Source organism: Streptomyces sp. NBC_00996, from assembly GCF_045162675.1.
Lineage (GTDB): Bacteria > Actinomycetota > Actinomycetes > Streptomycetales > Streptomycetaceae > Streptomyces.
Window position 1 is genome coordinate 3,805,515 of sequence record NZ_CP108723.1, and the last position, 23,073, is coordinate 3,828,587.

The window sequence follows — 23,073 nt, forward strand, 5'->3', positions numbered from 1 at the left end:
GAAGACCCTATAGACGGGTAACTAAAGGCTAATGAACCGGACATATCACCAGAGTCGCCCGCGAGCCTTATGCACCATTTAGTCGGGATGTATGGGGACAGAACAGCCTCATACGGTAAGCAGATCGGTATGCCGAACCACTTGCGGACCGATAGGCAGACATCTCCAAATCCTGGGTACTCGCAGGCGATAAGCAGGAATGACGCCGAGCGTTTTACGAAAACGCATAGACAACGCTAGGGTGCCTCAGATGTTCCACGCCGCCACGTCCCCCGCCTGTGCAGCGAGGTCCCGGATCCTCTCCCCGAGTTCTTGGTGGGAGGGCCTGTGACGAACTCGCTCCGACCGCACGGCCACCACAGAGCGCCGCTCCCCCCGGCAGAGCAGCCGGCGGCAGGAGTGCCGAGTCCGCGCTCACCCCAAACCCCCAGAGCGGCCACCGATGCCGCCGCGGGCGCCAAGCCCGCCAAGCAGCGCGACGCCTTCTTCGACAACGCCAAGTACCTGGCCATCGTGCTAGTGGCCATGGGCCACGCGTGGGAGCCGCTGAAGGGCCAGAGTCGCACCATCGAAGCGGCTTACACGGTCGTGTACACCTTCCATATGCCGGCCTTCATCATCATCTCCGGCTACTTCTCGCGCAGTTTCGACATGCGCCCCGACCGGCTCAAGAGGCTGGTGACCGGTGTCGCCGTGCCGTACGTCCTCTTCGAGACGGCGTACTCCCTCTTCGATCGCTGGGCCGGCGGCGATACGGATCAGTCGATCACCCTCCTCGACCCCTGGTACCTCACCTGGTTCCTGGTCGCGCTCTTCGTCTGGCGGCTGACGACCCCGCTGTGGAAGCTGATGCGCTGGCCTCTTCCGCTGGCACTCGTCTTCGCGGTGCTCGCGTCCGTCTCCCCGGACATCGGCGACGACCTGGACCTCCAGCGCGTGCTGCAGTTCCTGCCGTTCTTCGTCATGGGCCTGTTCATGAAGCCCGAGCACTTCCAGCTGGTACGGCGCCGTGAGGTGCGGATCCTGTCGGTGCCGATCTTCGCGACGGCGCTGGTCGTGGGCTACTGGGCGGCGCCGCGTATGAACGCCGCCTGGTTCTACCACCGTGACAGCGCACAGGAACTGGGCGCGCCCTGGTGGGCGGGTGTCGTCATGACCCTCGCGCTCTACGGCTGCTCGCTGCTGCTCACCGCGTGCTTCTTCGCCTGGGTGCCGCGGCGCTCCTTCTGGTTCACGGCGCTCGGAGCGGGCACGCTGTACGGCTATCTGCTGCACGGCTTGGTGGTCAAGGCATCCGACTACTGGGGCTGGTTCGACCACCCGTGGCTGCACAAGCCGCTGGGCGAGATCCTCGTGACGATCGTCGCGGCCACGCTCGTCACCGCGCTGTGCACGCCGCCCGTCCAGCGGATCTTCCGTTTCGCGATGGAGCCCAGGATGGCCTGGGCCTTCAAGCGGGACGCGACGGAGCTGGCTCGGGAGCGGGCGACGGCGAAGGCCTAGCCACGCGGCTGACCGCTCGAAGTGCGGGCCCGGGTTCTCCCGGGCCCGCACTTTTCCGTGCCGGGCCACCCTGCGTGCGCTGCCCGGGCAAGCGCCTCGGGCCGCTCAGGACGGCGGCAGCCCCAGCAACGCCCGCATCGTGGCGTACTTCTTCGTCAGCCGGGCCCGGGTGTGCTCGTCCAGGACCGCGAGCCGGGCCGGATCGGCGTTGTGCGCCAGGTCCGACACCTTCACCAGAAGGGCGCCCGGGGTCGTACGGATGCGCCGCGCGTACGACTCCGGCGGCTCGCCCTCCTGTTTGGTGAGCGCCAGCACGATGTCCTTCGTACGTCGGGTCAGCGCGGCCTCGTGCAGCCAGTCCGCGGAGAGCGCGTCGTCCTCGACGGCGTCGTGCAGCCAGGCCGCGGCTATCTGTTCGTCGTCGCCGCCGCGCTCGCGGACGCCCTCCGCCACGGCCTGGAGATGCTCGGCGTACGGCCGCCCGGCCTTGTCGGTCTGGGCGGCGTGCGCCTCACGGGCAATGGCTTCGACTTCGGCCAGGGTCAGAAGAGTCTGCGTCACTCCTCCAGTGTCTCCCCGCGCAGTGCCGCGCGGGGAGGGACGGTCGCCGCCGTCACGCCGAGCACGACGATCGCCGCGGCGAACGAGCCGTCCGCGCGGCCGGCACCGTCGCGCTCCTTCGGGGGCGTCGCCAGCGTCCTCGACGGCGCCGCGGTCGTCGCCGGGCCCGGGTGATTGCGCAGTTCCCCGCGCCCTTCAGGGACGCAGGGCACTGCGCGCACGGGACGGGCAGGGGCGGAGGGGGCGAAATCCTCCCTCGGTCACCGTGTGGGGGTCGAGCCGTCTCGGCAGATCAGGAGGAGGGCGCGGTCGTCGTTGACGTCCCTGGCCACGGCTTCGATGAGGTGCCAGGCGGCTCCGTGGAAGCCACCGGCCACATAGCGATCGGCTTCGCCGGTGAGGCGGTCGATGCCCTCGACGATGTCACGGTCGGAGGTCTCCACCAGCCCGTCCGTGAACAGCATCAACACGTCTCCGGGACGCAACGCCCCCTTCACGGAGTCGAACTGGGCGCCGTCGTACACACCCAGCAGGGGCCCTTCCGCGGCCTTCTCCTCCCAGCGCCCGCTGCCCGCACTGAGCTGCAGACCCGGCGGGTGTCCGGCGGAGAAGAGTTCGTAGTCCCCGGAGTCCAGATCGAGGACCAGGTGGATCGAGGTCGCGAAGCCCTCGTCCCAGTCCTGGCGGAGGAGGTAGCCGTTCGCGGCGGGGAGGAAGGCGTGCGGTGCGAGGGAGCCCAGGAGGCCTCCGAAGGCTCCGGAGAGGAGGAGCGCGCGCGAGCCCGCGTCCATGCCCTTGCCCGAGACGTCCGTGAGGACGACCTCCAGGGTGCGGCCCCCGTTCGTACGGGCGGCCACCACGAAGTCTCCCGAGAAGGACTGCCCGCCGGCAGGTCGCAGCGCCATCTCACGGTGCCAGCCCAGCGGCAGCTTCGGCAGCTTGCTCTGCACCCGGATGCGTTCGCGGAGGTCGAAGAGCATGGTGCCGCCCCGTCGCCAGGGCACGCCCACCCGGCTGCGGAACTGCGCGATCAGGAGTCCGAAGAAGCCGCAGGCCGCGACCACCAGCACCACGCCCGGTGTCACCCGGGACGGGCCCTCGGTGTACGGGCCCAGCTCCACGGACTCCACTATCAACGCGGTGGCCGCGGCCGCGTACAGACCGAGCAGGCTGGCCGGGCGCAGCAGGAGGCCTCCGGCCACGATCGGCAGAACGAGGGCGGCGGGCGAGCACCACACCGAGTTCACCAGCGTCGTGGCGGCGACCAGGGGAATCGTGAGCAGCAGACCGGCCAGCGCGATCCAGTCCGAACCGTCCCCACGGAAGTAGTCGACGGCGGATCTGCGCAACCCTGTGCGGGCCCGGTGCCACTGCTTCTTCAACCGGGCCGTGAACGTCTCGGCTTCCGCGCGCCGCTCTCGTCCTGCTGCCATTAGTTCGGGACCCTATCCATCGGACCAGGTGCTTGGCACGGGAGGTCCCACTTGTCCCCCGTCCGAGCGCTCAACTTCACAGAGAACTTCACACCAGGCACCGCGACGGCGGGGGAGAAATTCCCTCGCTCGTACCGCATTGCCCTGGTAGGCATGGGCTATGACAACTGACGTGCGGGTGCTGCAGCAGACCGACTGGGATGTCTGGTACGACAACCTCATTCGCGCGTTCGGTGGCGTCCCGGAGGCGTCCGAGGAGCGTGAGCTGTACAACGCGCTCACAGAGTACGACCGTTCCCTGGGCGTGTGGGACGGCGATCAGTGCGTGGGTACGGCGGGCGCGTTCTCCTTCCGCGTCACCGTCCCCGGCGGCGCCTCCGTCCCGGCCGCGGGTATCACCATGGTGAGCGTCGCAGCCACGCACCGCAGGCGCGGGGTGCTGACCGCGCTGATGCGGCGCCAGCTGGACGACATCCGCGCCGGGGGCGAGCCGCTCGCCGTCCTGACCGCCTCGGAACCGGCGATCTACGGCCGGTTCGGCTACGGCATCAGCACACTGCAGCTCAACGCCGAGATCGACACCCACCGCGTACGACTGTCGGTGCCGCCCGGCACCGACGACGTACATCTGCGCTACGCCGTGCCGGCCGAGGTGCTCGACGCGTGCGAGGCGGTGTACGCGCGCGTGGTTCGGGGCCGGCCGGGAATGCTGGCGCGGCAGCCCGGCTGGGACCGCCTCCAGGTCCTCGACCCCAAGAGCGAGCGGGACGGCGCGTCGCCGCTGCAGTGCGTGGTGGCCGATCGGGACGGCGAGGTCGTCGGCTACGCGCGCTTCCGGGTCAAGCCGGAGTGGGGCCCGTCCGGGCCCGACGGCGTGGTGATCCTGAGCGACCTGGAGGGGCTCGACCCGGCGGTGCGGGCCGCGCTGTGGCGGTTCCTGTTCGACATCGACCTGACGTCCACGCTGCGCACCCGGGCCCGGCCCGTCGACGAGGACGTGCAGCACCTGGTGTCCGACATCCGGCGCTGCAATCTGCGGATGAAGGACTCGCTGCACGTACGGCTCGTCGATGTCGGAGCGGCGCTGGAGGCGCGCACGTATCAGGCGCCGGTGGACGTGGTGTTCGAGGTCGAGGACGCATTCTGCCCCTGGAACAAGGGGCGTTGGCGGCTCACCGGGGACGCGAAGGGCGCGACGTACGTGCGCACCGGCGACTCGGTCGATCTCACCCTGTCCGTACGGGAGTTGGGGGCCGCATATCTCGGTGGGGTGTCACTCGCCTCGCTCGCCGCGGCCGGGCGGGTGCGGGAGCTGCGCCAGGGGGCGCTGGGGGAGGCGTCCGTGGCCTTCTCGTCCGTGGTCGCGCCCTGGCTGCCGCACGGGTTCTGACGGCGGCGCTCGGCTACGGCCGCTGGCAGGTCGGGCACCAGAACAGGTTGCGGGCGGCGAGATCGGCGGTGCGGATCTCGCCGCCACAGATGTGGCAGGGCAGGTGGGCCCTGCGGTACACGTAGACCTCGCCGCCGTGGTCGTCCACGCGCGGCGGGCGGCCCATCGCCTCGGGGGTGTGTTCCGGGCGGACCGTGTCGATGCGGTTGTTGCGGACGCCCTCGCGCATCAGCTCCACGAGGTCCGTCCAGATCGCGTTCCACTCCGTGCGGGTGAGGTCCTTGCCCGCACGGTACGGGTCGATGCCGTGCCGGAAGAGGACCTCGGCGCGGTAGACGTTGCCCACGCCCGAAATGATCTTCTGGTCCATGAGGAGGGCGGCGATCGTCGTACGGCTGCGGGAGACGCGGTGGTACGCCGCTGAAGGGTCGGCGTCGGGGCGGAGGGGGTCCGGGCCGAGGCGGTCGTGTATCGCCTGCTTCTCGGTGTCCGTGATCAGGGCGCAGGTGGTGGGGCCGCGGAGGTCCACGTACGCGGTGTTGTTCGCCAGGCGGAGGCGGACGGTGTCCGTGGGAGGTGGGGCGGGGGCGTCGCCGAAGTCGACCTTGCCGAAGAGGCCCAGGTGGATGTGGATCCAGTCCTCTGCGCGGAAGCCGAGGAAGAGGTGTTTGCCGTGGGCTTCCGCGGTGCCGAGCTCCGCGCCGTCCAGGAGGGCGGCGGCGTCGGTGAACTTGCCCTGGGGGCTGGTGACGCGTGCCGGGCGGCCGCCGAAGCTCGCGAGGTAGTCCTCGGCGAGCCGGTGAATCGTGTGCCCTTCGGGCACGGGGTCCTCCTGCTGTTGTCTGTCGTCCGACGGCTCGGGCGTTTTTCGCCCCCTCCGCCCCTGCCCGTCCCGTGCCTGGGGGCTGCGCCCCCGCGGACCCCCCTAAAAGACTGCGCAGTTCCCCGCGCCCCTGAAAAGGGGCGCGGGGAACTGCGTGAACAACGCAGGGGCCCCCGTGGCTACGGCTGCTGCGGGTGGTGGGCCGGGATCGGGGGGAGTTCGCGGGTCGTCTCGTAGGCGGAGAGCATGTCGATGCGGCGGATGTGGCGCTCGTCACCGGAGAAGGGGGTGTTGAGGAAGGTCTCGACGAACTTCGTCGCCTCTTCCTCCGAGTGCATGCGGGCGCCGACGGCGACGACATTGGCGTTGTTGTGCTGGCGGCCCAGCGACGCCGTCTCCTCGCTCCAGGCGAGCGCGGCGCGAACCCCGGCCACCTTGTTCGCGGCGATCTGCTCACCGTTGCCCGAGCCGCCGATCACGATGCCGAGGGACTCGGGATCGGCCGCCGTGCGCTCCGCGGCGCGGAGGCAGAACGGCGGGTAGTCGTCCTGGGCGTCATAGATGTGGGGCCCGCAGTCGACGGGCTCGTGACCGGCGGCCTTGAGCCACTCGACGAGGTGGTTCTTGAGTTCGAAACCGGCATGATCGGAGCCGAGGTACACGCGCATGGTCCGAGTGTGACACGGCTGTTTCGTCGCTGCGCCGCGGGGGTTCGACCACGGAAACCGTGAGCAATACTACAGAACCTCAGGGAAACCTCAAGTAACGATCTGGATTCAAAGGTTCACGAATTCCTTTGCCTCAGATTCACTGGTCCGACCCGTACACCGCTCATGCACGGGAATCTGCCCACCGGCGCAAAGGAATCCCCCTCATGACCTCGCAGCCGACCCCCACGAAGGCCGCAAGCGGCCCCGGAGGCCCCGGAGAACCCGGTGGCGGCCTCCAGGCCGGACTCAAGAACCGCCATCTGTCCATGATCGCCATCGGTGGTGTCATCGGAGCCGGGCTGTTCGTCGGCTCCAGCACCGGTATCGCCACCGCCGGGCCCGGCATCCTCCTCTCCTACGCTCTCGTCGGCACGCTCGTGGTGCTGGTGATGCGGATGCTCGGAGAGATGTCGGCCGCGAACCCGACCTCCGGCTCCTTCTCCGCGCACGCCGACCGCGCGCTCGGCCGCTGGGCCGGCTTCTCGATCGGCTGGCTCTACTGGTTCTTCTGGGTCGTCGTGCTGGCCGTGGAGGCCACCGCCGGCGCCAAGATCCTCGAAGGATGGATCCCGGCCGTGCCCCAGTGGGGCTGGGCGCTCATCGTGATGGTCGTCCTCACCGCCACCAACCTGGTGTCCGTGGGGTCGTACGGCGAGTTCGAGTTCTGGTTCGCCGGGATCAAGGTCGTGGCGATCGGCGCGTTCATCATCGTGGGCGCGCTCGCGATCTTCGGTGTGCTGCCGGGCGCGGACAGCGACAAGGCCGGCATCGGAAACCTGACCGGCCACGGCGGCTTCCTGCCGCACGGACCCGGCGCGATCCTCACCGGCGTCCTGCTGGTCGTCTTCTCCTTCATGGGCAGCGAGATCGCGACCCTCGCCGCCGGTGAGTCCGAGGACCCGCAGCGGGCCGTCACCAAGTCCACCAACAGCATCATCTGGCGGATCGGCGTCTTCTACCTCGGCTCGATCTTCGTCGTCGTGGCCCTGCTGCCGTGGAACGACCCCTCGATCAAGGACAAGGGCTCGTACGTCGCCGCCCTGGACTCCCTCGGCATCGCGCACGCCGGTCAGATCATGAACTTCATCGTGCTGACGTCGGTGCTGTCCTGCCTCAACTCCGGCCTCTACACGGCCTCCCGCATGGCCTTCTCGCTCGGTCAGCGCGGTGACGCGCCGAAGACCTTCGCGAAGACCACCTCGCGCGGTGTGCCGATGGCCGCGATCGTCGTCTCGGTCGTCTTCGGCTTCGTCGCCGTCTTCTTCAACTACAAGTTCCCGGACTCGGTCTTCCTCTTCCTGGTCAACTCCTCCGGTGCGGTCGCCCTGTTCGTCTGGCTGGTCATCTGCTTCTCCCAGCTGCGGATGCGGAAGATCATCCAGCGTGAGGCGCCGGAGAAGCTGGTCGTGAAGATGTGGCTGTACCCGTACCTGACCTGGGCGACGGCCGCGCTGATCGTCTTCGTGCTCGGCTACATGCTGACCGACACGGAACACGACGGCCGGGAGACCGTGCTGCTGTCGCTGCTGGTCGCGGCGGTGGTACTCGTCATCGCCGTCATCCGGCAGAAGGTCGGGGCGGGCGCGTCCTCCGTGCAGCACGTCGTGGCCGCCGAGCCTCGGGACGAGGATCCGGTGAAGGTCGGCTGAGCCGATGATGACGTCGGTCCGACGTCTTTGATGTGACGTGTGGGAGGGACTCCGCGGCGATTGTCCTCGCCGCGGGGCCCCTCCTTCCGTTTGCGCCACGCGGTCCCGCTTCACAGCACCGTGAAGCTGTTCTTGACCTGCTGGTAGACCTGGAGCGCCTGGTTCTCGATGTCCGGCTGGTACCAGGTGTTGACCTGATACGACTTGCCGTCGGCGTCGAAGCCGAGCAGCAGGGCGTGCCAGTGCACGCCCTTGAGCGTGAAGGTGTACTCCCAGACGACTGCGGGCCTGCCCTGGAACGTCGTCCTGTCGAGACGGATCTTCTGGTAGTCCCGCCCCTGGCGGGCGTTCTGTTCCGAGGTCTGCCAGGTCTGCATCAGGTCGCCCTTGGCCAACGAGGACGTGGCCGCGAGTTCCTGCTTGCCGTCGGGCGAGGTGTAGTGCACCTCCGAGCCCGTCTTCAGGTCACGGCGCCAGCCCTTGGGCGTCGCCCACGCGTAGCCGCCGGCCTCCCGATGGGCTCCCGGGGGCAGGCTGGGCGGCCGCGAGGTGCCCTCGACCGTGGACGAGGGAGACGCGGAGCCGACGGCTCCCGACGAGGCGGTCGGCGCGGACGATCCGGAGGAGGCCCCGGCCCTGTCGTCGGGCGATCCGCTCATCGAGGCGATGACGACCCAGGCGACGACGCCCGCGGCGACCACACCACTGGCCGCGGCCAGACCCATACGACGCCTGCTCCGTCGCGGGCCGCCGGACGGCACGGCGGGACCGGGGAGTTCGCCGGGGGGCATCCCGACGGGACCGGGCGCCCGCGGCTGCCGTGCCGCGGTCATCGCCGTCGCGGTCCGCGCCGACGTGTCGGGAGTGCCGGCGGAGGGGATCTCCGAGCCGACCTCCGCGCGCACCGCGGAGGGGACTTCGGTGGAGGCGTTGGGGGCGGAGGCGGACGGCTGCTCCGGGGGCCCCTTCGGATGGTTCTGCGGTTGCAGCTTTGGGTGCTTCTCGAAGTCGGGTGGGCTCTTTCGTGTCGGGGTGCGGTGCAGCGGTATCGCGTCGTGTACGGGTTCGGGTTCGGGGGCGCGTTCGGGGGCGCGTTCTTCTTCCGGAGGCGGAGTGGCCTCGGGGAGGTCCGACGGGGGCTGCCGCGCGGCACGTAGCAGTTCGGCGTCGAGGAGTGCGGGCGTGGGCGGCTCCTCGTGAGCCGGCTGAAGGAGCGGTGCGGTGGCATTCGGCACGTCCGGCTCCGGCCAGGGCCCGGGCTCGGACTCGGATTCGGCCCCGCCCCAGGGCCCGACCCCAGCCCCGGGCCGGGACCCGGCCCCGGACTCGGACTCGGACTCGGACTCGGACTCGGACTCGGCCCCAGCCTCGGTCGCGTACTCGAATTCGTACGCGGAGTCGAAGTCGTACTCGGGCCCCGTATCCGGAAGTTCGGCGGAATCCGTGTCCACCCCGGCCTCCGACCCCCGGTGCACGATCTCCGCGAGCTCCGCCTCAACTTCCGCCAAGCCGGGCCGGGTCGACGGCTCCTTCTCCAGGAGCGCGGCCAGAATGGCCCGCAAGTCACCTGCGGACGCGGGAAGCTCGGGCTCCTCGTACAGAACGGCGTGCAGCGTCGCCAGCGTGGTGGAGCGGGAGAACGGGGAGCGGCCGCCGAGGGCCGCGCAAAGAGTCGCGCCCAGCGACCACACGTCGGACGGCGGGCCCTGTGCGCGGCCGGAGATGCGTTCGGGCGCCATGTAGTCGGGGGAGCCGACCAGCATGCCCACCATGGTGAGAGCCTCCGCGTCCTGCAACGCGGCGATGCCGAAGTCGGTGAGGACGACGCGGTGGCCGCGCCGCTCGACCAGGACGTTGCCCGGTTTGATGTCGCGGTGCAGCACTCCCCCGGCGTGCACCTGGCGCAGCGCCGAGACCAGTTGGAGCCCGATCCGGGCCGCCTCGCGCGCGCCGAGCGGTCCGTCCTCCACCACGATCTGTTCCAGGGAACGCCCGGCGACGAGTTCCATGACGATCCACAGCCGCTCGCCCTCGTCCACGACGTCGTAGATGCGGACGACGTTGGGATGGTCGATCCGGGCCGTGGCCCTGGCTTCGCGCAGTGTGCGTTCGCGGCGCGTCCTCGTGTCCTCGGGATCGAGTCCGTCGATGCGCATTTCCTTGACCGCGACCTGCCGGTCGAGCATTTCGTCGGCGGCTCGCCACACCCGCCCCATTCCCCCCTGACCAATACTCTCGACCAGCCGATAACGCCCCGTCACCAGTAATCCCGGAACACCGCCCTGTACGTTCGCCGACAATCCCTGCACCCCCTCAACATCAGCCACAATCGCCCGTCACAACAGAAACACAATGGTCACACTTCGGGCCGTACCAGCATAGTGCGGAGAAATCTTGTGGTACCTCTTCAAGTACTGCGAATTCAGGCGCAGCCAAGGGGGACGAACATGAGTTCTCGTCGCACGACGACCATCGCGGGATCGCTGCTCACGGCATCTTTCTCGGCCGTGATGATCCTTTCCTTCACCGCCGTCGCGGACGACCAGGGGCCGGGAAGCAGCAAGGGGGGAAAAGTAATTGACGAGGCGCCGTCGGGTGTAAAGCTGACCACGCTGCTGCCCGAGAAGATCTCGGTCGACAACAGTTCACAGAAGACGGCGATTACTGCCACGGTAAAGAACGAAGGGACCAAGGACAGCGGCGACATCAGGCTTTTGGTGGTCGGTTTCGACGGCCTTCAGGTCAAGGCCGTCAAGGGCTGCACCGCCATGGCGGACAAGGATCTGCCCAAGGGATCGAACAGTGGTTTCGTTTGCTCGGTCGGCAATCTCGCGGTCGGCAAGTCAAAGTCGTACGCGGTCGATGCGACGTTCGATCTGAGCAAGACCGGAAAGATCTGCCTCCCGGTGCAGACGAGCAACGGGAAGAAGACCTACTGGCAGCAGGGCCCCGTGCCGTTCGGTACGACGAACCCGTCGCCGAACGCCCCGGCCACCCCGCTGCTGCTCGGCACCGACAACAAGCCGGTGGCACCCGGCGGCGACCAGCTGCCGAAGACCGGCCTGGGGAGCGACGTGCTGCCGCTCGGCGCGGCAGGCGCGGCGCTCATCTCCGCGGGAGCGGCCGGACTGTGGTGGGCGCACCGGCGCCCGCGGCGGCAGCAGCCCTGACCAGCGCCTGTCGAGGTGGGCCGGGATACCGAGCGCGGCGTCCCGGCCCATCTCTTGCGTGACCCCGGAAAACCTGACGGCCATTGCCAGGTAATGCCGCCACGATGAACCGCATGAACACCGCCGACACCACCGCAGACCAGGACCGGAACACCGCAGACCGTGGCCGGCTCGTCCTCCGCCCCGGCAACCCCGGGTACGACGAGGAACTCGCCGGTTTCCAGACCGGCTTCGCACAACGGCCCGCCGTGATCTTCGCCGCGTCGTCGGCCGACGACGTGACCGCTGCGGTGCACTACGCCGCCTCCGCGGGCCTGCCGGTCGGGGTGCAGGCCACAGGGCACGGGCTGCCGGGCTCGGCGGAGGGCGGCGTCCTGATCACGACGAAGCGCATGCACGAGGTGAGCGTCGATCCTCAGGCACGCACCGTCCAGGTCCAGGCAGGTGTCCGCTGGGGCCAGGTCGTCGCGGCGGCCGAGCCGTACGGGCTCGCCCCGCAATGGGGGTACCTCCCACGCCGTTAAGGCAGTGGAGGAGGGTCGGCGCCGGGCGTGGGCGTCGTCTCGTACACCCTGAGCGGCGGACTCGGCATCCTGGCAAGGGAGTTCGAGACGCCGCCGACCATGTGCGCTCGCTGGACGTGGTCACCGCCGACGGGCGACTCCGCCATGTGACACCCGAGTCGGACGGCGAGCTGTACTGGGCGCTCCTCGGCGGTGGCCACAACTCGGCGTCGTCACCGAGCTGGAGATCGGGCTCGTACCGGTCGCGCGGCTGTACGGCGGCTCGCTCGCCTTCGACGGGCGCTCGGTCGATCCGGTGGACGTGCTGCGGGCGTACGAGCACTGGACGCGGACCGTGCCGGACAGGCTGACCTCCTCGTTCGCGGCCGTGCCGTACCCGGACGTGCCGGGAATGCCGCCGCAGTTGCGCGGACGGTACGTGATCTCCGTACGCGTGGCGTACACAGGCGCGGACGGTGAGCGGGTCGTCGCCCCACTGCGGGAGATCGGGCCGGTGCTCGTGGACTCGTTGCGCGAGATGCCGTACGCCCAGAGCCACACCATCCACAGCGACCCGGACTTCCCGCACACGTACTACGGCGACAGCGCGGTGCTGAGTGAACGGATGTGGCCGCGGCGGGCGAACTCCTCGCCCGCACCGGTCCGGACGCGCCCGCGATGTGCGTCGTGCAGATCAACCATCTGGGCGGGGCGCTGGCGCGGGACGCGCCGAACTCCTTGCCCCATCGCGAAGGGCGTTTCCTCGTACGGCTCCTGGCGATGGCCGAGCGGGAGCGGGCTCGCGCGGTGCTGGACCCGGCGTTCGAGAGGATCGCGCCGTGGACGATCGGGCGTGCGCTCAACTTCGCGTTCGCGGCCGGTGATCGGACGGAGCGGCTGTACGACGCGGGAACGCGCAAGAGGCTCGCCGGGCTGAAGTCGCAGTACGACCCGGCGAACCTCTTCCGCAGGAACTACAACATCAAGGACCAGTAGGCCACTTGAGCCGTCACTTCTTGTCGACGAGCTTCCAGGCGGTGGGCAGCACGCCCATCGCCAGGGCCGCCTTGAGGGCGTCGCCGATCAGGAACGGGGTGAGGCCCGCCGCGATGGCCGCGCTCGCCGACATGTCGGCGGCCAGGGCCAGGTACGGAACGCCGATCGCGTAGATGATCGCCTCGCCGAGCAGCATCGTGCCCGCCATGCGCAGCACCGAGCGGTCGGCGCCGCGGCGGGCGAGGGCGCCCACGACGGTGGAGGCGAGGAGCATGCCGAGGATGTAGCCGAAGGACACGCTGACGCCGGAGGCGCCGCCGGCGAACCACGGGACGCCGGCCAGGCCGAGCAGCGCGTACAGGGCGAGGGAGAAGAGGCCCCGACCGGCGCCGAGCGCCGTGCCGACGAGGAGCGCCGCGAAGGTCTGGCCGGTCACCGGCACCGGGGAGCCCGGCACCGGCAGGGAGATCTGGGCGGCGAGGCCGGTGAGGGCGGCCCCGCCGAGCACGAGGGCGGCGTCCCTGACGCGGGAGGCGGGGAGCAGGTCGGCGAGGACCTCGCCGGGGCGGGTGCCGGTGCGGGGCGTGGCGGCTGCGGTACTCATGGGGACTCCGGCGATGCAGGCAGGTTGGGACACGGTGACGCTATCCCAGGGGTGCGTGGGCGATCACCGTCAGTGGTCGACAAAGGGGAGATCCGGAGCTTGGTGGGCTCTCCACAAAGAGGGTGGGGCACACCCGTCGGGGCGTGATGCTGATCACTGAGGTGGGGGTCGATTTGTCGGGGGTAGTGGGATGGGTGGCGACTGTAGGGTCCCGCCAATGAGTTTCTTCGCCCCCTCCGGCCCTGCCCGTCCCGTACCTGGGGGGCTGCCGCACCCCCGGACCCCCCGCTGTCGCGCTGACGCGCTCGTCCTCAAACGCCGGACGGGCTGAAAATCTCCGGCGCTTGCGGAGCAGGGGGCGAAGCCCCCGAGGTCGGGAATGGGCAGGGGCGGAGGGGGCGAAACACACCCCTGGCCGAAGTCGGTCGGCAGCGCCTACCCTTCGACGCATGATTGCCCAGGCCCGGAACTTCTCGTCGCGTCGCCATGTCGACCTGCGACGGGTGAGCGCGGCCGCCTGTCGCCGTCCTTAGCGCGGCGGGCGGAGCGGATCCCGTGCGCCTCACTTCACGAGACGGCGCAGTGTCGGACCCGTTCCCGAGGATGATCGCCATGCCCCGTACCGCGGCACCCACTCTCACCTCCCCCTCCTCTTCCCGCCTACCGCGCGCCGCCGATCGCGACCGGCACAGGACGAACGCGAGCGTCGTCCTGCGGTCCGTGCTGGAGCACGGTCCGGTGGCGCGCAGCACCATCGCCCGGCTGACCGGTCTTTCGCCGACGTCGGTGACGGACTACTGCGCCCGGTTCGCCGAACCGGGCCTGATCCTCGAGTCGGCCGCGCCCCGGATGCTGCGGGAGCCGTTCCGATCCGCGTGATCAACGAATCCGCAGAACCGGCACGCGAACCGAGCCTGACTCGCCCGGTTCGCCTTGTCTACATGCCCGCATTCGGCGCAGGTGCGGGAGGTGTACGCCGGATCGACGTACACCACCGGCACTCCCGCTCTGCGGGCCTTGTACGCGATGAACTGCCCGAGCTATTGAGGGAATCACCCGATCACGCGTTCGCGCGCCCTGTCGGGCGCTGCGCCCGGCGGCTTCGCACTGGACCCTTGAGAACCCTCGCACGGAGGACAGTTTCGGGCGAGCCCTTCCGAATGCCCAGGCTCGGTTCCCCCGGCGTCCTCAGCGCCTTGTGCGCGCCCCGGCACGCACCCCCACTCTCTTGCTGCTAGCGTGCAGTTGCAAATTAGTTGCAATAAGAGGTCGGAGGGGACCCCGCATGCCCGTCTACACGCTCCCTGAGCTGCCGTACGACTACGCCGCGCTCGCGCCCGTGATCAGCCCCGAGATCATCGAGCTGCACCACGACAAGCACCACGCCGCCTATGTGAAGGGCGCCAACGACACGCTGGAGCAGCTCGCACAGGCGCGGGACAAGGAGAGCTGGGGCGCGATCAACGGCTTGGAGAAGAACCTGGCCTTCCATCTCTCCGGCCACATCCTGCACTCGATCTACTGGCACAACATGACCGGTGACGGCGGCGGGGAGCCGCTGGCCGCGGACGGCGTCGGCGACCTCGCGGATGCGATCACGGAGTCCTTCGGCTCGTTCGGCGCCTTCAAGGCCCAGCTGACCAAGGCCTCCGCGACCACGCAGGGCTCCGGATGGGGCGTCCTCGCCTACGAGCCGCTGAGCGACCGCCTCATTGTCGAGCAGATCTACGACCACCAGGGCAACGTCGGCCAGGGCTCCGTGCCGATCCTCGTCTTCGACGCCTGGGAGCACGCCTTCTACCTGCAGTACAAGAACCAGAAGGTCGACTTCATCGAGGCGATGTGGCACGTCGTCGACTGGCAGGACGTGGCCCGGCGTCACGAAGCGGCCAAGTCTCGCGCCGACGTGTTGCTCCTGGCCCCCTGAGGCAGATAGGAAACGTCCTGCTCGTGATCGTCTTCTCACCCTTCACGCAGCAGGCGGAAAGAAGGAGAGCCCCCGCGAGGACCTGACGCGCGGGGGCTTTCCCTCATGGTGCGCACGGCACGTTGAGCGACAGCAGAGCGACGGCCCCGTCCGTCACCCGCAGTTCAGTGATCGCCGCGTTGCGCAGTCGCGGAAAGACCCGGCGGTACTCGCCCAGCGGGATGGACAGGACGGAGCAGAGCACCAGGCGGAGCAGGGTGTTGTGAGCGACGACCAGGACGCGTTCGCCGGGGTGGGCGGCGGCGATGCGGCGCAGGGCGGCCGCGCCCCGGGCGGCGGCGGTGCGGGGGTCCTCCGCCTCCGGGAAGGGGTACGACACCGGGTCGGCCCGGAAGGCCTTGGCGCGCGCCGGGTTCTCCGCCTCGAACTCGGCGAGGGTGCGGCCCTCCACGACCCCGAAGTCGCACTCGCGCAGCGCGGGTTCGCGGTGCGGGCTGAGGCCCAGGGCGCGGCAGGCGGGTTCGGCCGTGGCGATGACGCGGGAGACCGTGGACGTCCAGATCGCGTCGACCGGATGTGCGGCGGCCCAGCGGCCGAGGGCCTCGGCCTGGACGCGGCCCTCGTCGGTGAGGGGGACGTCGCTCACGCCGGCGTAGCGGTTCTCGGCATGCCAGACGGTCTGCCCGTGCCGGGCCAGCAGAAGGGTCGCACCGCGGGTGCTCGTCGTACTCATGACCCGGCAGTATCCAGGTTCACGCGGGCTCGCGCGTGCGCTGCGACGGAAGCCGGCAGCCAGCCGCGCTGTTCGAGCTCCCTGGAGGAGCGCGGCCCACAGGTCGGCGTCACAGGCGGGTTCGCCGAGGACGAAGGCGTAACGGCCTCAAGGACTTCACCGTCACCGACGGCAAGATCGAACCGGCCATGAACACCCCGGAGGCCATCGCCTTCACCCAGGACTGGGCGGGCATGGTCAAGCAGGGCGGCCCGCCGTCGTGGACGTCGTACACCTGGTACCAGTGCTCCAGCGACCTCGGTGCGAAGAAGGCCGGGATGCTCTTTGACGCGGACACGGCCGCGTACTTCCAGACCGTGAAGGGGGCGAGCCCGGCGTCCGGGAAGATCGCCTTCCATCCGGGGCCGAAGGGGCCCGACGGGTCGCTCGCCACCAACAGCGGCGGCCCCGACCGCGTACAGCACCGTCGGCCGCCCGCAACATCCTGCTGCTCGACCACACCAAGCTCGGCCGGTCGCGCTGCACCGCGTCGTCCCGCTGTCCCGCTTCGACCTCGTCCTCGTCGACGACGGGGCGTCGGCCGAGGCGCTGCGCGATCTCGACGAACACAAGGTTCCCTACGAAGTGTGCGCCACCGGCACCGGTGGCTGAGTGCCCAGCAGAAAGGGTTGCGGATGGCCGAATTGGCGCTGCGCGAGCTGCGCAAGACGTACCGGTCCCGGGGTCGCCCGGCCGTGGACGCGGTGCGCGGCATCGACCTGGAGCTGCGCTCCGGCGAACTCCTCGGACTGCTCGGCCCCTCCGGGTGCGGCAAGTCCACGACCCTGCGCATGATCGCGGGTCTGGAGACGGTGACCGGCGGCGACATCCTGGTGGGCGGCGCCTCGGTCGTGGGGCGGCCCGCCTGCACGCACGGCTCACCTCCGAGACCCGCGGCCTCATCGGCGCGCGCGAGCTGGCGCTGCTGCCGCCCGGTGCCGTCGTGGTGAACGTGGCGCGGGGTCCGCTGGTCGACGAGGGCGCGCTGCGCGACGCGTTGAAGACCGGGCAGCTGTCGGCAGCCGCGCTCGACACCTACGAGCGCGAGCCGGTGCCGCCGGACTCCCCTCTCTTCGACCTCGTCGGGACCGAACAGCTGCTCATGACACCGCACTTGGGCGGCGCCAGCCGGGCGGTGGCCGAAAAGGCCGCACGGATCGCGGCGGCGGAGGTGGGCCGCTGGACACGCGGGGAACCGCCGGCACACTGCCTCGACTGAGGCCCACCGACAGGAGACGACCGAGCTGAGGGAGGCCGAGGGTCATGTACGTCGGTATCGATGTGGGCACGTCCATGGTGAAGGCGGCCGCCTTCGACGCCACGGGCCGCGAACTGGCCGTGCAGGCACGGCCGGTGGACCACACCATCCGCGGCGGCTTGGTCGAGCAGGACATGGAGGAGGTGTACGCGGCGGTGGTCGCCGCGCTCTCCGCGCTGACCGCCGCCGTGCCGGGCCCCGTCGAGCTGGCCGGGCTCACCGGGCAGGGCGACGGGGTGTGGCTCGTCGACGGCGAGGGCCTGCCGGTGCGGGCCGCCGCGTCCTAACGGCGAGCGCTTCCACCAGGAGTTCGGGAGGATTCGCGGGGACGTGACGCCCGAAATCCGCTCCGGCGGGACGGATTCCGGGCTCACGTCCGAGAGGGCGGCGCGCCTACGCTCCCTCCGACGGGGGGAAGCCCACATGTCCGACTACATCCACTGCCCCAAATGCCCCAAGGGGAAGGCGCACTCGTTCCGCAAGATCAACAAGACGGAGGAGGCGTACATCGAGAGTCTGCGCGGGAAGAAGGAAGCGCCCGGCTACTTCCGGTGCGAGGGCCAGACCGCACTCGGGCAGTGCCTGTGGGTCCAGCCCCGCTGGAACCAGTCCAAAGGCTTCAGCCTTCCCGCGGATTTCAGTTGACCGGACCGGTTCAAACTAACGTTCACAGGTTGCTGAAGTCCGGTCCCGCCGTCCGCGTCCGCTTGATCTCGTAGAAGCCCGGCACCGAGGCGACGAGCAGTGTGCCGTCCCAGAGCTTGGCGGCGTCCTCGTCCTTGGGAGCCGGGGTGACGACGGGGCCGAAGAAAGCGAGCTGTTCGCCGTCGGCGCCGGGGACGGCGATGACCGGGGTACCGACGTCCTGGCCGACCTTGTCGATGCCCTCCTTGTGGGAGGCGCGCAGCTCGGCGTCGAACTCGAAGTTCTCCTGGTCGGCGTAGTCGATCAGGTCCGCGGGGAGGCCGACGTCGGCGAGCGCGCCGACTATCGCCTCGCGGGTCGGGCCCTCGCCCTGGTTGTGGATGCGGGTGCCGAGGGCGGTGTAGAGCGGGCCGAGGACGTCGTCGCCGTGCTTCTGCCAGGCGGCGGTCACCACGCGGACCGGGGCCCAGGCCTTGGTGGTCAGCAGCTCCCGGTAGTTCTCGGGCAGCTCGTCCAGCTTGGGCTCGTTCAGCACGGCGAGGCTCATGATGTGCCAGCGGACCTCGATGTCCCGGACCTTCTCCACTTCCAGGACCCATCGCGAGGTCATCCACGCCCAGGGGCACAGCGGGTCGAACCAGAAGTCGACGGGGGTCTTGGCGGAGGTGCTCGCGGTCTCGGACATGGCTCTCCTAAAAATACGGTCGTTTCCCCAGGCAACACCGATCGCCATCCACCCCATTCCCGGGTGCCCGGTGTCAGGGGCGCATGGCAGGATCGGGCCTGTCCGCATGCTGAACACCAGCCGAGGGAGTACCGTCCGTGCCCGGTGAGAATCTGTCCCGCGACGAGGCCCGGGAGCGGGCCGCCCTGCTGTCCGTCGACGGGTACGACGTGTCCCTCGACCTGCGCTCCGCCGTCGGCGCCTCCCCCGCGGGCGAGGGCGGCACGGAAGGGCAGCGGACCTTCCGGTCCGTGACCACGATCCGCTTCCGCTGCGCCGAGCCGGGCGCGGCCACATTCGCCGATCTGATCGCGCCGAGTGTGACCGCCGTCTCATTGAACGGCAAGGACCTCGACCCGGGCGAGGTCTTCGACGGCTCCCGGATCCGCCTGGAGGACCTCGCCGCCGACAACGAACTCGTGGTCGACGCCGAGTGCGCCTACTCCCGCACCGGCGAGGGCATGCACCGCTTCGTCGACCCCGAGGACGGCGAGGTGTACCTGTACACGCAGTACGAGCCCGCCGACTCGCGCCGCGTCTTCGCCAATTTCGAGCAGCCGGATCTCAAGGCCCCCTTCCGCTTCGAGGTGCGCGCCCCACAGGGCTGGACCGTCTGGAGCAACGGCGTCGGTGAACTCGCGGACGAAGTCTGGCGGTTCGCCGAGACCAAGCCGATCTCGACGTACATCACGGCGGTCGTGGCGGGCCCGTACCACTATGCGACCGACTCCTACTCCCGCACCTTCGACGACGGTACGACGCTGGAGATCCCCCTCGGCGCGATGTGCCGCAAGGGCCTGGCACCCCACTTCGACTCCGACGACGTGTTCCTGGTGACCAAGCAGGGGCTGGACTTCTTCCACGACCACTTCGACTACCCGTACCCGTTCGGCAAGTACGACCAGGCGTTCGTGCCCGAGTACAACCTCGGCGCGATGGAGAACCCGGGACTCGTCACCTTCCGCGAGGAGTTCATCTTCCGCGGGAAGGTCACGCAGGCGTCGTACGAGGGCCGGGCGAACGTCGTCCTGCACGAGATGGCGCACATGTGGTTCGGCGACCTCGTCACCATGGAGTGGTGGGACGACCTGTGGCTCAAGGAGTCCTTCGCCGACTTCATGGGCGCGTTCTCACTGGTCGGCGCGACCCGCTTCAAGGACGGCTGGATCACCTTCGCCAACCGCCGCAAGGCGTGGGCGTACCGCGCGGACCAGCTGCCGTCCACCCATCCGATCACGGCCGACATCCGCGATCTCCAGGACGCCAAGCTCAACTTCGACGGCATCACCTACGCCAAGGGCGCGAGCGTACTGAAGCAGCTCGTCGCATACGTCGGGCAGGACGCCTTCCTGGAAGGCGCGCGGCGCTACTTCAAGCGGAACGCCTACGGGAACACGCGCCTCGGCGACCTGCTGTCGGTGCTGGAGGAGACGAGCGGCCGGAACATGGCCGCCTGGGCGCGGTCCTGGCTGCAGACCGCCGGCGTCAACTCCCTCACCCCGCAGGTGATCCTGGGCTCCGAGGGACGCGTCACCGAGCTGGCGATCCTCCAGGAGGCCGCCGAGTCGCACCCCGAACTGCGCCCGCACCGGGTGGCGGTGGGCCTGTACCGCAGCACGCCCGAGGGCACCGTGGAGCGGTACGCGCGCGCCGATGTCGACGTCGACGGCCCGCGTACGGTCGTCCACGAGCTGGTCGGCGCCGACGCCCCCGATCTGGTCCTCGTCAACGACGACGATCTGACGTACTGCAAGATCCGGTTCGACGAGGGCTCGTTGGCAACCATGCGGGAGCGACTCGGCGAGATCACCGACCCGTTGGCGCGCGCCCTGTGCTGGTCGGCGCTGTGGAACCTCACGCGCGACGCGCTCATGCCCGCCCGCGACTTCATCGACCTGGTGCTGCGATTCGCCGGCCGCGAGTCCGACATCGGTGTGCTCCAGATGCTGCACGCCTGGGCCAACTCGGCGCTCACGTACTACGTGGCGCCCCACTGGCGCACGGAGGGCGGGCGCCTGCTCGCCGAGGGCGCGCTGCGGGAGCTGCGGCTCGCCGAGCCGGGCAGCCAGCACCAGCTGACGTGGGCGCGTTTCTTCGCGACGGTGGCGTCCGAAGAAGCCGATCTCCAGCTGCTGCAAGGCCTGTTGGCGGGCACCGCGAAGATCGACGGGCTGGAGGTCGACCAGGAGCTGCGCTGGGCGTTCCTGGAACCGCTCGCCGCGCACGGGGTCACCGACGAGGCCGCGCTCTCGGCCGAACTCGCCCGCGACGACACGGCGTCCGGCAAACGCCACCAGGTCCGCTGCCTCGCCGCCCGCCCCTCGGCAGCGGTCAAGGCGCAGGCCTGGGCAGCCGTGGTCGAGTCCGACGCGCTGTCCAACGCGCTCGTCGAGGCGACCATCGCCGGGTTCACGCAGCCGTCCCAGCGCGAGCTGCTCGCGCCGTACGCCGCGAAGTACTTCGAGGCGATCGAGCGGGTCTGGGCGGAGCGGTCCATCCAGATCGGCATGGACGTGGTGAAGGGGCTGTTCCCGTCACTCCAGGACTCGCAGGGGACGCTGGACGCGACGGACGCCTGGCTGGCGGCGCACGAAGGAGCGGCGCCGGCGCTGCGCCGGCTGGTGCTGGAGGCGCGGGACGATCTGGCGCGCACCCTGCGGGGACAGGCCTGCGATGTGGCGGCGGGCTAGCACTGCTCACTGCTCACTGCTCACTGCTCGACGAGGGCACCGGTTCCGGCCGGTGTCCTCAGTGCTGACGCGGTGCGGACGCGGACGCGGCGACGGCGCTCGTGGTTGGCGTGGGTGACCGGCGCGGACAGCTGACGCACATGTCCGGCACGGAGAGCCGGCACGGAGAGCCGGCACGGAGAGCCGGCACGGAGAGCCGGCACGGATACCCGGCACGGATACCCGGCACGGATAGCTGACACGCGTGGCCGGCACGGAGAGCCGGCACGGATAGCTGACACGCGTGGCCGGCGCGGAGAGCCGGCGCGGAGAGCTGACACGCGTGGCCGGCACGGATCGTCGGCGCTCGTGGTCGGCGTGGGTGGCCGGCGTGGGTGGCCGGCGTGCCAGTGACGTAATCCGATGCACGCGGTGGTTACGAAATACAGGTATTCAGAGCCGTAACCCCTATTACTCCCCGTCCGGACCAGGGCCTTTCGGCAGTCGAACGCCCGTACTTTAGGACGGTCTTGTCCAGATTTGTCGACGGGCGTGTAACAGCGGTTAGAGGGCGGCCCCGGGGCGGGAAACCCCGGGGCATGAACCACAACACCCCGCTCTCCCCCCGCCCCCTCCACCATCTCTCCGACGTACAGCGGCGCGTCCTGACCACCGCCCAGCTGCGCGCCCACGGTGTGACCACCGCCGACGCGAACGAGCAGTGCCGGCCCGGCGGCCCCTGGCAGCAGATCCTCCCGAGCGTCTACCTCCTGCACCCCGGCCCGCCCACTTCCGAGGAGCGCCTGCACGCGGTGCTGCTGTACGCCGCCCGCCCGCCCATGCCCGGCCCGGCGACCGCCATCCCCGCCCAGCCGGCCGCCGAGGAACCGCACGCTCCTCAGCCGTACACGGACGCCCTGATCACGGGCCTGGCGGCGCTGACCCTGCACGGCTTCTCCTCGGCCCCGCCCCTCCTCTCCCTCGACAAGATCGACGTCCTGGTCCCCCGCCTGCGCCGCCTCCGGTCCAACGGCTGCGCCCGCATCGTCCGTACGCCGTCCCTCCCGACCCCCGTGCAGGTCACGGGCGTTCCGGTCGCCCCCGTGCCGCGCGCCCTCGCCGACGCGGTCTCGGAACTGGCCGACGCGGGGGCCGTACGCCGGCTGCTGACGGAGGCGGTACGGGGCGGCCACTGCGAACCGGCCGCGGTGGTCCGTGAGTTGACGGCGGCCCGGCTCCTCGGCCGCCCCCACGTGGTGGACGCGGTGGATTCACTGCTGGCCGAGGGCCGCGCCATCGCCGAGGACCGTCTGTACCGCATGGTCCGTGAGTACGGCCTGCCCGACCCGGTGTGGAACGTGGACCTGCGCCTGCCCGGCGGCCCCCACCTGGGCGGCCTGGACGCGTACTGGCCCGAACAGGCGGTCGCGGTGGAGCTGGACACCCGGGCTCCCCGCCAGGACGAGGACGCCCTCTGGTCGGAGTACGCCCGCAAGCGCGAACACCTGGAACGCCTGGGCATCACCGTCGTCTACATCACCCCGAAGAAGCTCCGCGAAGGGATGGAGCAGCAGGCCACGGTCCTACGCACCGCGCTGATGGCCTCGAACGACCGGGATCCGGCGGCATATGTCGTGGTGCTGCCCCGGTAGGAACGGACCGGGGCGCGTATCAGGAGGGGAGGGAAGGGGCCCGCGAGCACACCTCGCGGGCCCCTTCCCATGCGCTCGCCGCTT

At 70.0% G+C, this 23,073-nt stretch carries 19 protein-coding genes and 5 pseudogenes; 13 read left to right on the forward strand and 11 right to left on the reverse strand.

From position 1 onward, the window contains the following. Window positions 1-327: 327 nt before the first annotated feature. A complete protein-coding gene (locus tag OG390_RS17985; RefSeq protein ID WP_406169139.1) occupies window positions 328-1,503 on the forward strand; it encodes an acyltransferase family protein in 1,176 nt (391 codons plus the stop codon). A 105-nt stretch (window positions 1,504-1,608) separates the two neighbouring features. Here OG390_RS17985 and OG390_RS17990 read toward each other — a convergent pair whose 3' ends face one another. Genes OG390_RS17990 through OG390_RS18000 form a run of 3 tightly spaced genes read right to left on the reverse strand, consistent with a single transcriptional unit; the run spans window position 1,609 to window position 3,497 of the window. Further along, on the reverse strand, window positions 1,609-2,064 hold the full coding sequence (locus OG390_RS17990; protein WP_406169140.1) for an HD domain-containing protein: 456 nt from the start codon (window positions 2,062-2,064) through the stop codon (window positions 1,609-1,611). Continuing rightward, window positions 2,061-2,276: a hypothetical protein gene (locus OG390_RS17995; RefSeq protein ID WP_406169142.1), complete on the reverse strand. Its 216-nt coding sequence runs from the start codon at window positions 2,274-2,276 to the stop codon at window positions 2,061-2,063. Before OG390_RS17995 ends, OG390_RS17990 begins: the two co-directional genes overlap by 4 nt. A 48-nt stretch (window positions 2,277-2,324) precedes the next feature. Next, on the reverse strand, window positions 2,325-3,497 hold the full coding sequence (locus tag OG390_RS18000; RefSeq protein ID WP_406169144.1) for a PP2C family protein-serine/threonine phosphatase: 1,173 nt from the start codon (window positions 3,495-3,497) through the stop codon (window positions 2,325-2,327). Between the two features lie 160 nt (window positions 3,498-3,657). Here OG390_RS18000 and OG390_RS18005 point away from each other — a divergent pair, with 160 nt between their 5' ends. Beyond that, on the forward strand, window positions 3,658-4,887 hold the full coding sequence (locus OG390_RS18005; RefSeq protein WP_406169145.1) for a GNAT family N-acetyltransferase: 1,230 nt from the start codon (window positions 3,658-3,660) through the stop codon (window positions 4,885-4,887). A 13-nt stretch (window positions 4,888-4,900) separates the two neighbouring features. Here the strand turns inward: OG390_RS18005 and OG390_RS18010 are convergent, their stop codons facing one another. Beyond that, window positions 4,901-5,710 (reverse strand): Fpg/Nei family DNA glycosylase, encoded by an 810-nt coding sequence (locus OG390_RS18010; protein ID WP_406169147.1) that lies wholly within the window; start codon window positions 5,708-5,710, stop codon window positions 4,901-4,903. Between the two features lie 179 nt (window positions 5,711-5,889). Beyond that, window positions 5,890-6,378, reverse strand: a complete 489-nt coding sequence (locus tag OG390_RS18015; protein WP_399074680.1) for a ribose-5-phosphate isomerase — start codon at window positions 6,376-6,378, stop codon at window positions 5,890-5,892. A 206-nt stretch (window positions 6,379-6,584) separates the two neighbouring features. Here OG390_RS18015 and OG390_RS18020 point away from each other — a divergent pair, with 206 nt between their 5' ends. Further along, window positions 6,585-8,069, forward strand: a complete 1,485-nt coding sequence (locus OG390_RS18020; protein WP_406169148.1) for an amino acid permease — start codon at window positions 6,585-6,587, stop codon at window positions 8,067-8,069. A 110-nt stretch (window positions 8,070-8,179) separates the two neighbouring features. Here the strand turns inward: OG390_RS18020 and OG390_RS18025 are convergent, their stop codons facing one another. Then, window positions 8,180-10,285 carry a protein kinase domain-containing protein gene (locus tag OG390_RS18025; RefSeq protein ID WP_406169150.1) on the reverse strand — a complete coding sequence of 702 codons (2,106 nt, stop codon included), beginning with the start codon at window positions 10,283-10,285 and terminating at the stop codon, window positions 8,180-8,182. A 231-nt stretch (window positions 10,286-10,516) separates the two neighbouring features. On the opposite strand from OG390_RS18025, the gene OG390_RS18030 reads away from it, so the two are divergent. Then, on the forward strand, window positions 10,517-11,239 hold the full coding sequence (locus OG390_RS18030) for an LPXTG cell wall anchor domain-containing protein (protein ID WP_406169152.1): 723 nt from the start codon (window positions 10,517-10,519) through the stop codon (window positions 11,237-11,239). Window positions 11,240-11,352: 113 nt separating this feature from the next. Beyond that, window positions 11,353-12,738 (forward strand): annotated as a pseudogene (locus OG390_RS18035) (FAD-binding oxidoreductase). A 13-nt stretch (window positions 12,739-12,751) separates the two neighbouring features. Here OG390_RS18035 and OG390_RS18040 read toward each other — a convergent pair. Continuing rightward, a complete protein-coding gene (locus OG390_RS18040) occupies window positions 12,752-13,342 on the reverse strand; it encodes a biotin transporter BioY (protein WP_406169154.1) in 591 nt (196 codons plus the stop codon). 612 nt (window positions 13,343-13,954) lie between these two features. On the opposite strand from OG390_RS18040, the pseudogene OG390_RS18045 reads away from it, so the two are divergent. After that, window positions 13,955-14,191 (forward strand): annotated as a pseudogene (locus tag OG390_RS18045) (sugar kinase); the annotation flags it as partial. Here OG390_RS18045 and OG390_RS18050 read toward each other — a convergent pair. After that, window positions 14,137-14,382: pseudogene (locus OG390_RS18050) on the reverse strand (transposase); the annotation flags it as partial. The pseudogenes OG390_RS18045 and OG390_RS18050 sit on opposite strands and share 55 nt — an antisense overlap. 245 nt (window positions 14,383-14,627) lie before the next feature. Here OG390_RS18050 and OG390_RS18055 point away from each other — a divergent pair. Then, window positions 14,628-15,269 (forward strand): superoxide dismutase, encoded by a 642-nt coding sequence (locus tag OG390_RS18055; RefSeq protein WP_406169156.1) that lies wholly within the window; start codon window positions 14,628-14,630, stop codon window positions 15,267-15,269. A 103-nt stretch (window positions 15,270-15,372) separates the two neighbouring features. Here OG390_RS18055 and OG390_RS18060 read toward each other — a convergent pair whose 3' ends face one another. Beyond that, a complete protein-coding gene (locus tag OG390_RS18060) occupies window positions 15,373-16,002 on the reverse strand; it encodes a histidine phosphatase family protein (protein WP_406169158.1) in 630 nt (209 codons plus the stop codon). 109 nt (window positions 16,003-16,111) lie between these two features. Further along, on the reverse strand, window positions 16,112-16,435 hold the full coding sequence (locus tag OG390_RS18065) for a hypothetical protein (protein ID WP_406169160.1): 324 nt from the start codon (window positions 16,433-16,435) through the stop codon (window positions 16,112-16,114). A 241-nt stretch (window positions 16,436-16,676) separates the two neighbouring features. On the opposite strand from OG390_RS18065, the gene OG390_RS18070 reads away from it, so the two are divergent. From OG390_RS18070 to OG390_RS18085, 4 genes and pseudogenes are all read left to right on the forward strand, one after another. Continuing rightward, window positions 16,677-16,991: an ATP-binding cassette domain-containing protein gene (locus tag OG390_RS18070; protein WP_406169162.1), complete on the forward strand. Its 315-nt coding sequence runs from the start codon at window positions 16,677-16,679 to the stop codon at window positions 16,989-16,991. Then, window positions 16,907-17,260, forward strand: a pseudogene (locus OG390_RS18075) (NAD(P)-dependent oxidoreductase); the annotation flags it as partial. The gene OG390_RS18070 and the pseudogene OG390_RS18075, both read left to right, overlap by 85 nt. Before the next feature lie 44 nt (window positions 17,261-17,304). Continuing rightward, window positions 17,305-17,583, forward strand: a pseudogene (locus tag OG390_RS18080) (FGGY family carbohydrate kinase); the annotation flags it as partial. Window positions 17,584-17,722: 139 nt separating this feature from the next. Further along, window positions 17,723-17,944, forward strand: a complete 222-nt coding sequence (locus OG390_RS18085; RefSeq protein ID WP_406169164.1) for a hypothetical protein — start codon at window positions 17,723-17,725, stop codon at window positions 17,942-17,944. A 22-nt stretch (window positions 17,945-17,966) separates the two neighbouring features. On the opposite strand, the gene OG390_RS18090 is transcribed toward OG390_RS18085, so the two are convergent. Beyond that, complete coding sequence (locus OG390_RS18090; RefSeq protein ID WP_406169166.1) at window positions 17,967-18,629, reverse strand: DsbA family protein; 663 nt, start codon at window positions 18,627-18,629, stop codon at window positions 17,967-17,969. Between the two features lie 137 nt (window positions 18,630-18,766). Here OG390_RS18090 and pepN point away from each other — a divergent pair, with 137 nt between their 5' ends. Together pepN and OG390_RS18100 are read left to right on the forward strand one after the other, a co-directional pair. Next, on the forward strand, window positions 18,767-21,358 hold the full coding sequence (gene pepN / locus OG390_RS18095) for an aminopeptidase N (RefSeq protein WP_406169168.1): 2,592 nt from the start codon (window positions 18,767-18,769) through the stop codon (window positions 21,356-21,358). 578 nt (window positions 21,359-21,936) lie between these two features. Beyond that, the gene (locus OG390_RS18100; protein WP_406169169.1) at window positions 21,937-22,989 is read left to right on the forward strand and encodes a hypothetical protein; all 1,053 of its coding nucleotides are present in this window, start codon (window positions 21,937-21,939) and stop codon (window positions 22,987-22,989) included. The last annotated feature ends 84 nt before the right edge of the window (window positions 22,990-23,073 follow it).

Coding starts and splice junctions, on each gene's coding strand:
- OG390_RS18060 (WP_406169158.1), bottom strand. CDS start 16,002: ATGAGTACGACGAGCACCCGCGGTGCGACCCTTCTGCTGGCCCGGCAC.
- OG390_RS18090 (WP_406169166.1), bottom strand. CDS start 18,629: ATGTCCGAGACCGCGAGCACCTCCGCCAAGACCCCCGTCGACTTCTGG.
- OG390_RS18100 (WP_406169169.1), top strand. CDS start 21,937: ATGAACCACAACACCCCGCTCTCCCCCCGCCCCCTCCACCATCTCTCC.
- OG390_RS18055 (WP_406169156.1), top strand. CDS start 14,628: ATGCCCGTCTACACGCTCCCTGAGCTGCCGTACGACTACGCCGCGCTC.
- OG390_RS18030 (WP_406169152.1), top strand. CDS start 10,517: ATGAGTTCTCGTCGCACGACGACCATCGCGGGATCGCTGCTCACGGCA.
- OG390_RS18000 (WP_406169144.1), bottom strand. CDS start 3,497: ATGGCAGCAGGACGAGAGCGGCGCGCGGAAGCCGAGACGTTCACGGCC.
- OG390_RS18025 (WP_406169150.1), bottom strand. CDS start 10,285: ATGGGGCGGGTGTGGCGAGCCGCCGACGAAATGCTCGACCGGCAGGTC.
- OG390_RS18085 (WP_406169164.1), top strand. CDS start 17,723: ATGTCCGACTACATCCACTGCCCCAAATGCCCCAAGGGGAAGGCGCAC.
- OG390_RS18005 (WP_406169145.1), top strand. CDS start 3,658: ATGACAACTGACGTGCGGGTGCTGCAGCAGACCGACTGGGATGTCTGG.
- OG390_RS18015 (WP_399074680.1), bottom strand. CDS start 6,378: ATGCGCGTGTACCTCGGCTCCGATCATGCCGGTTTCGAACTCAAGAAC.
- OG390_RS18020 (WP_406169148.1), top strand. CDS start 6,585: ATGACCTCGCAGCCGACCCCCACGAAGGCCGCAAGCGGCCCCGGAGGC.
- OG390_RS18070 (WP_406169162.1), top strand. CDS start 16,677: ATGGCCGAATTGGCGCTGCGCGAGCTGCGCAAGACGTACCGGTCCCGG.
- OG390_RS18040 (WP_406169154.1), bottom strand. CDS start 13,342: ATGAGTACCGCAGCCGCCACGCCCCGCACCGGCACCCGCCCCGGCGAG.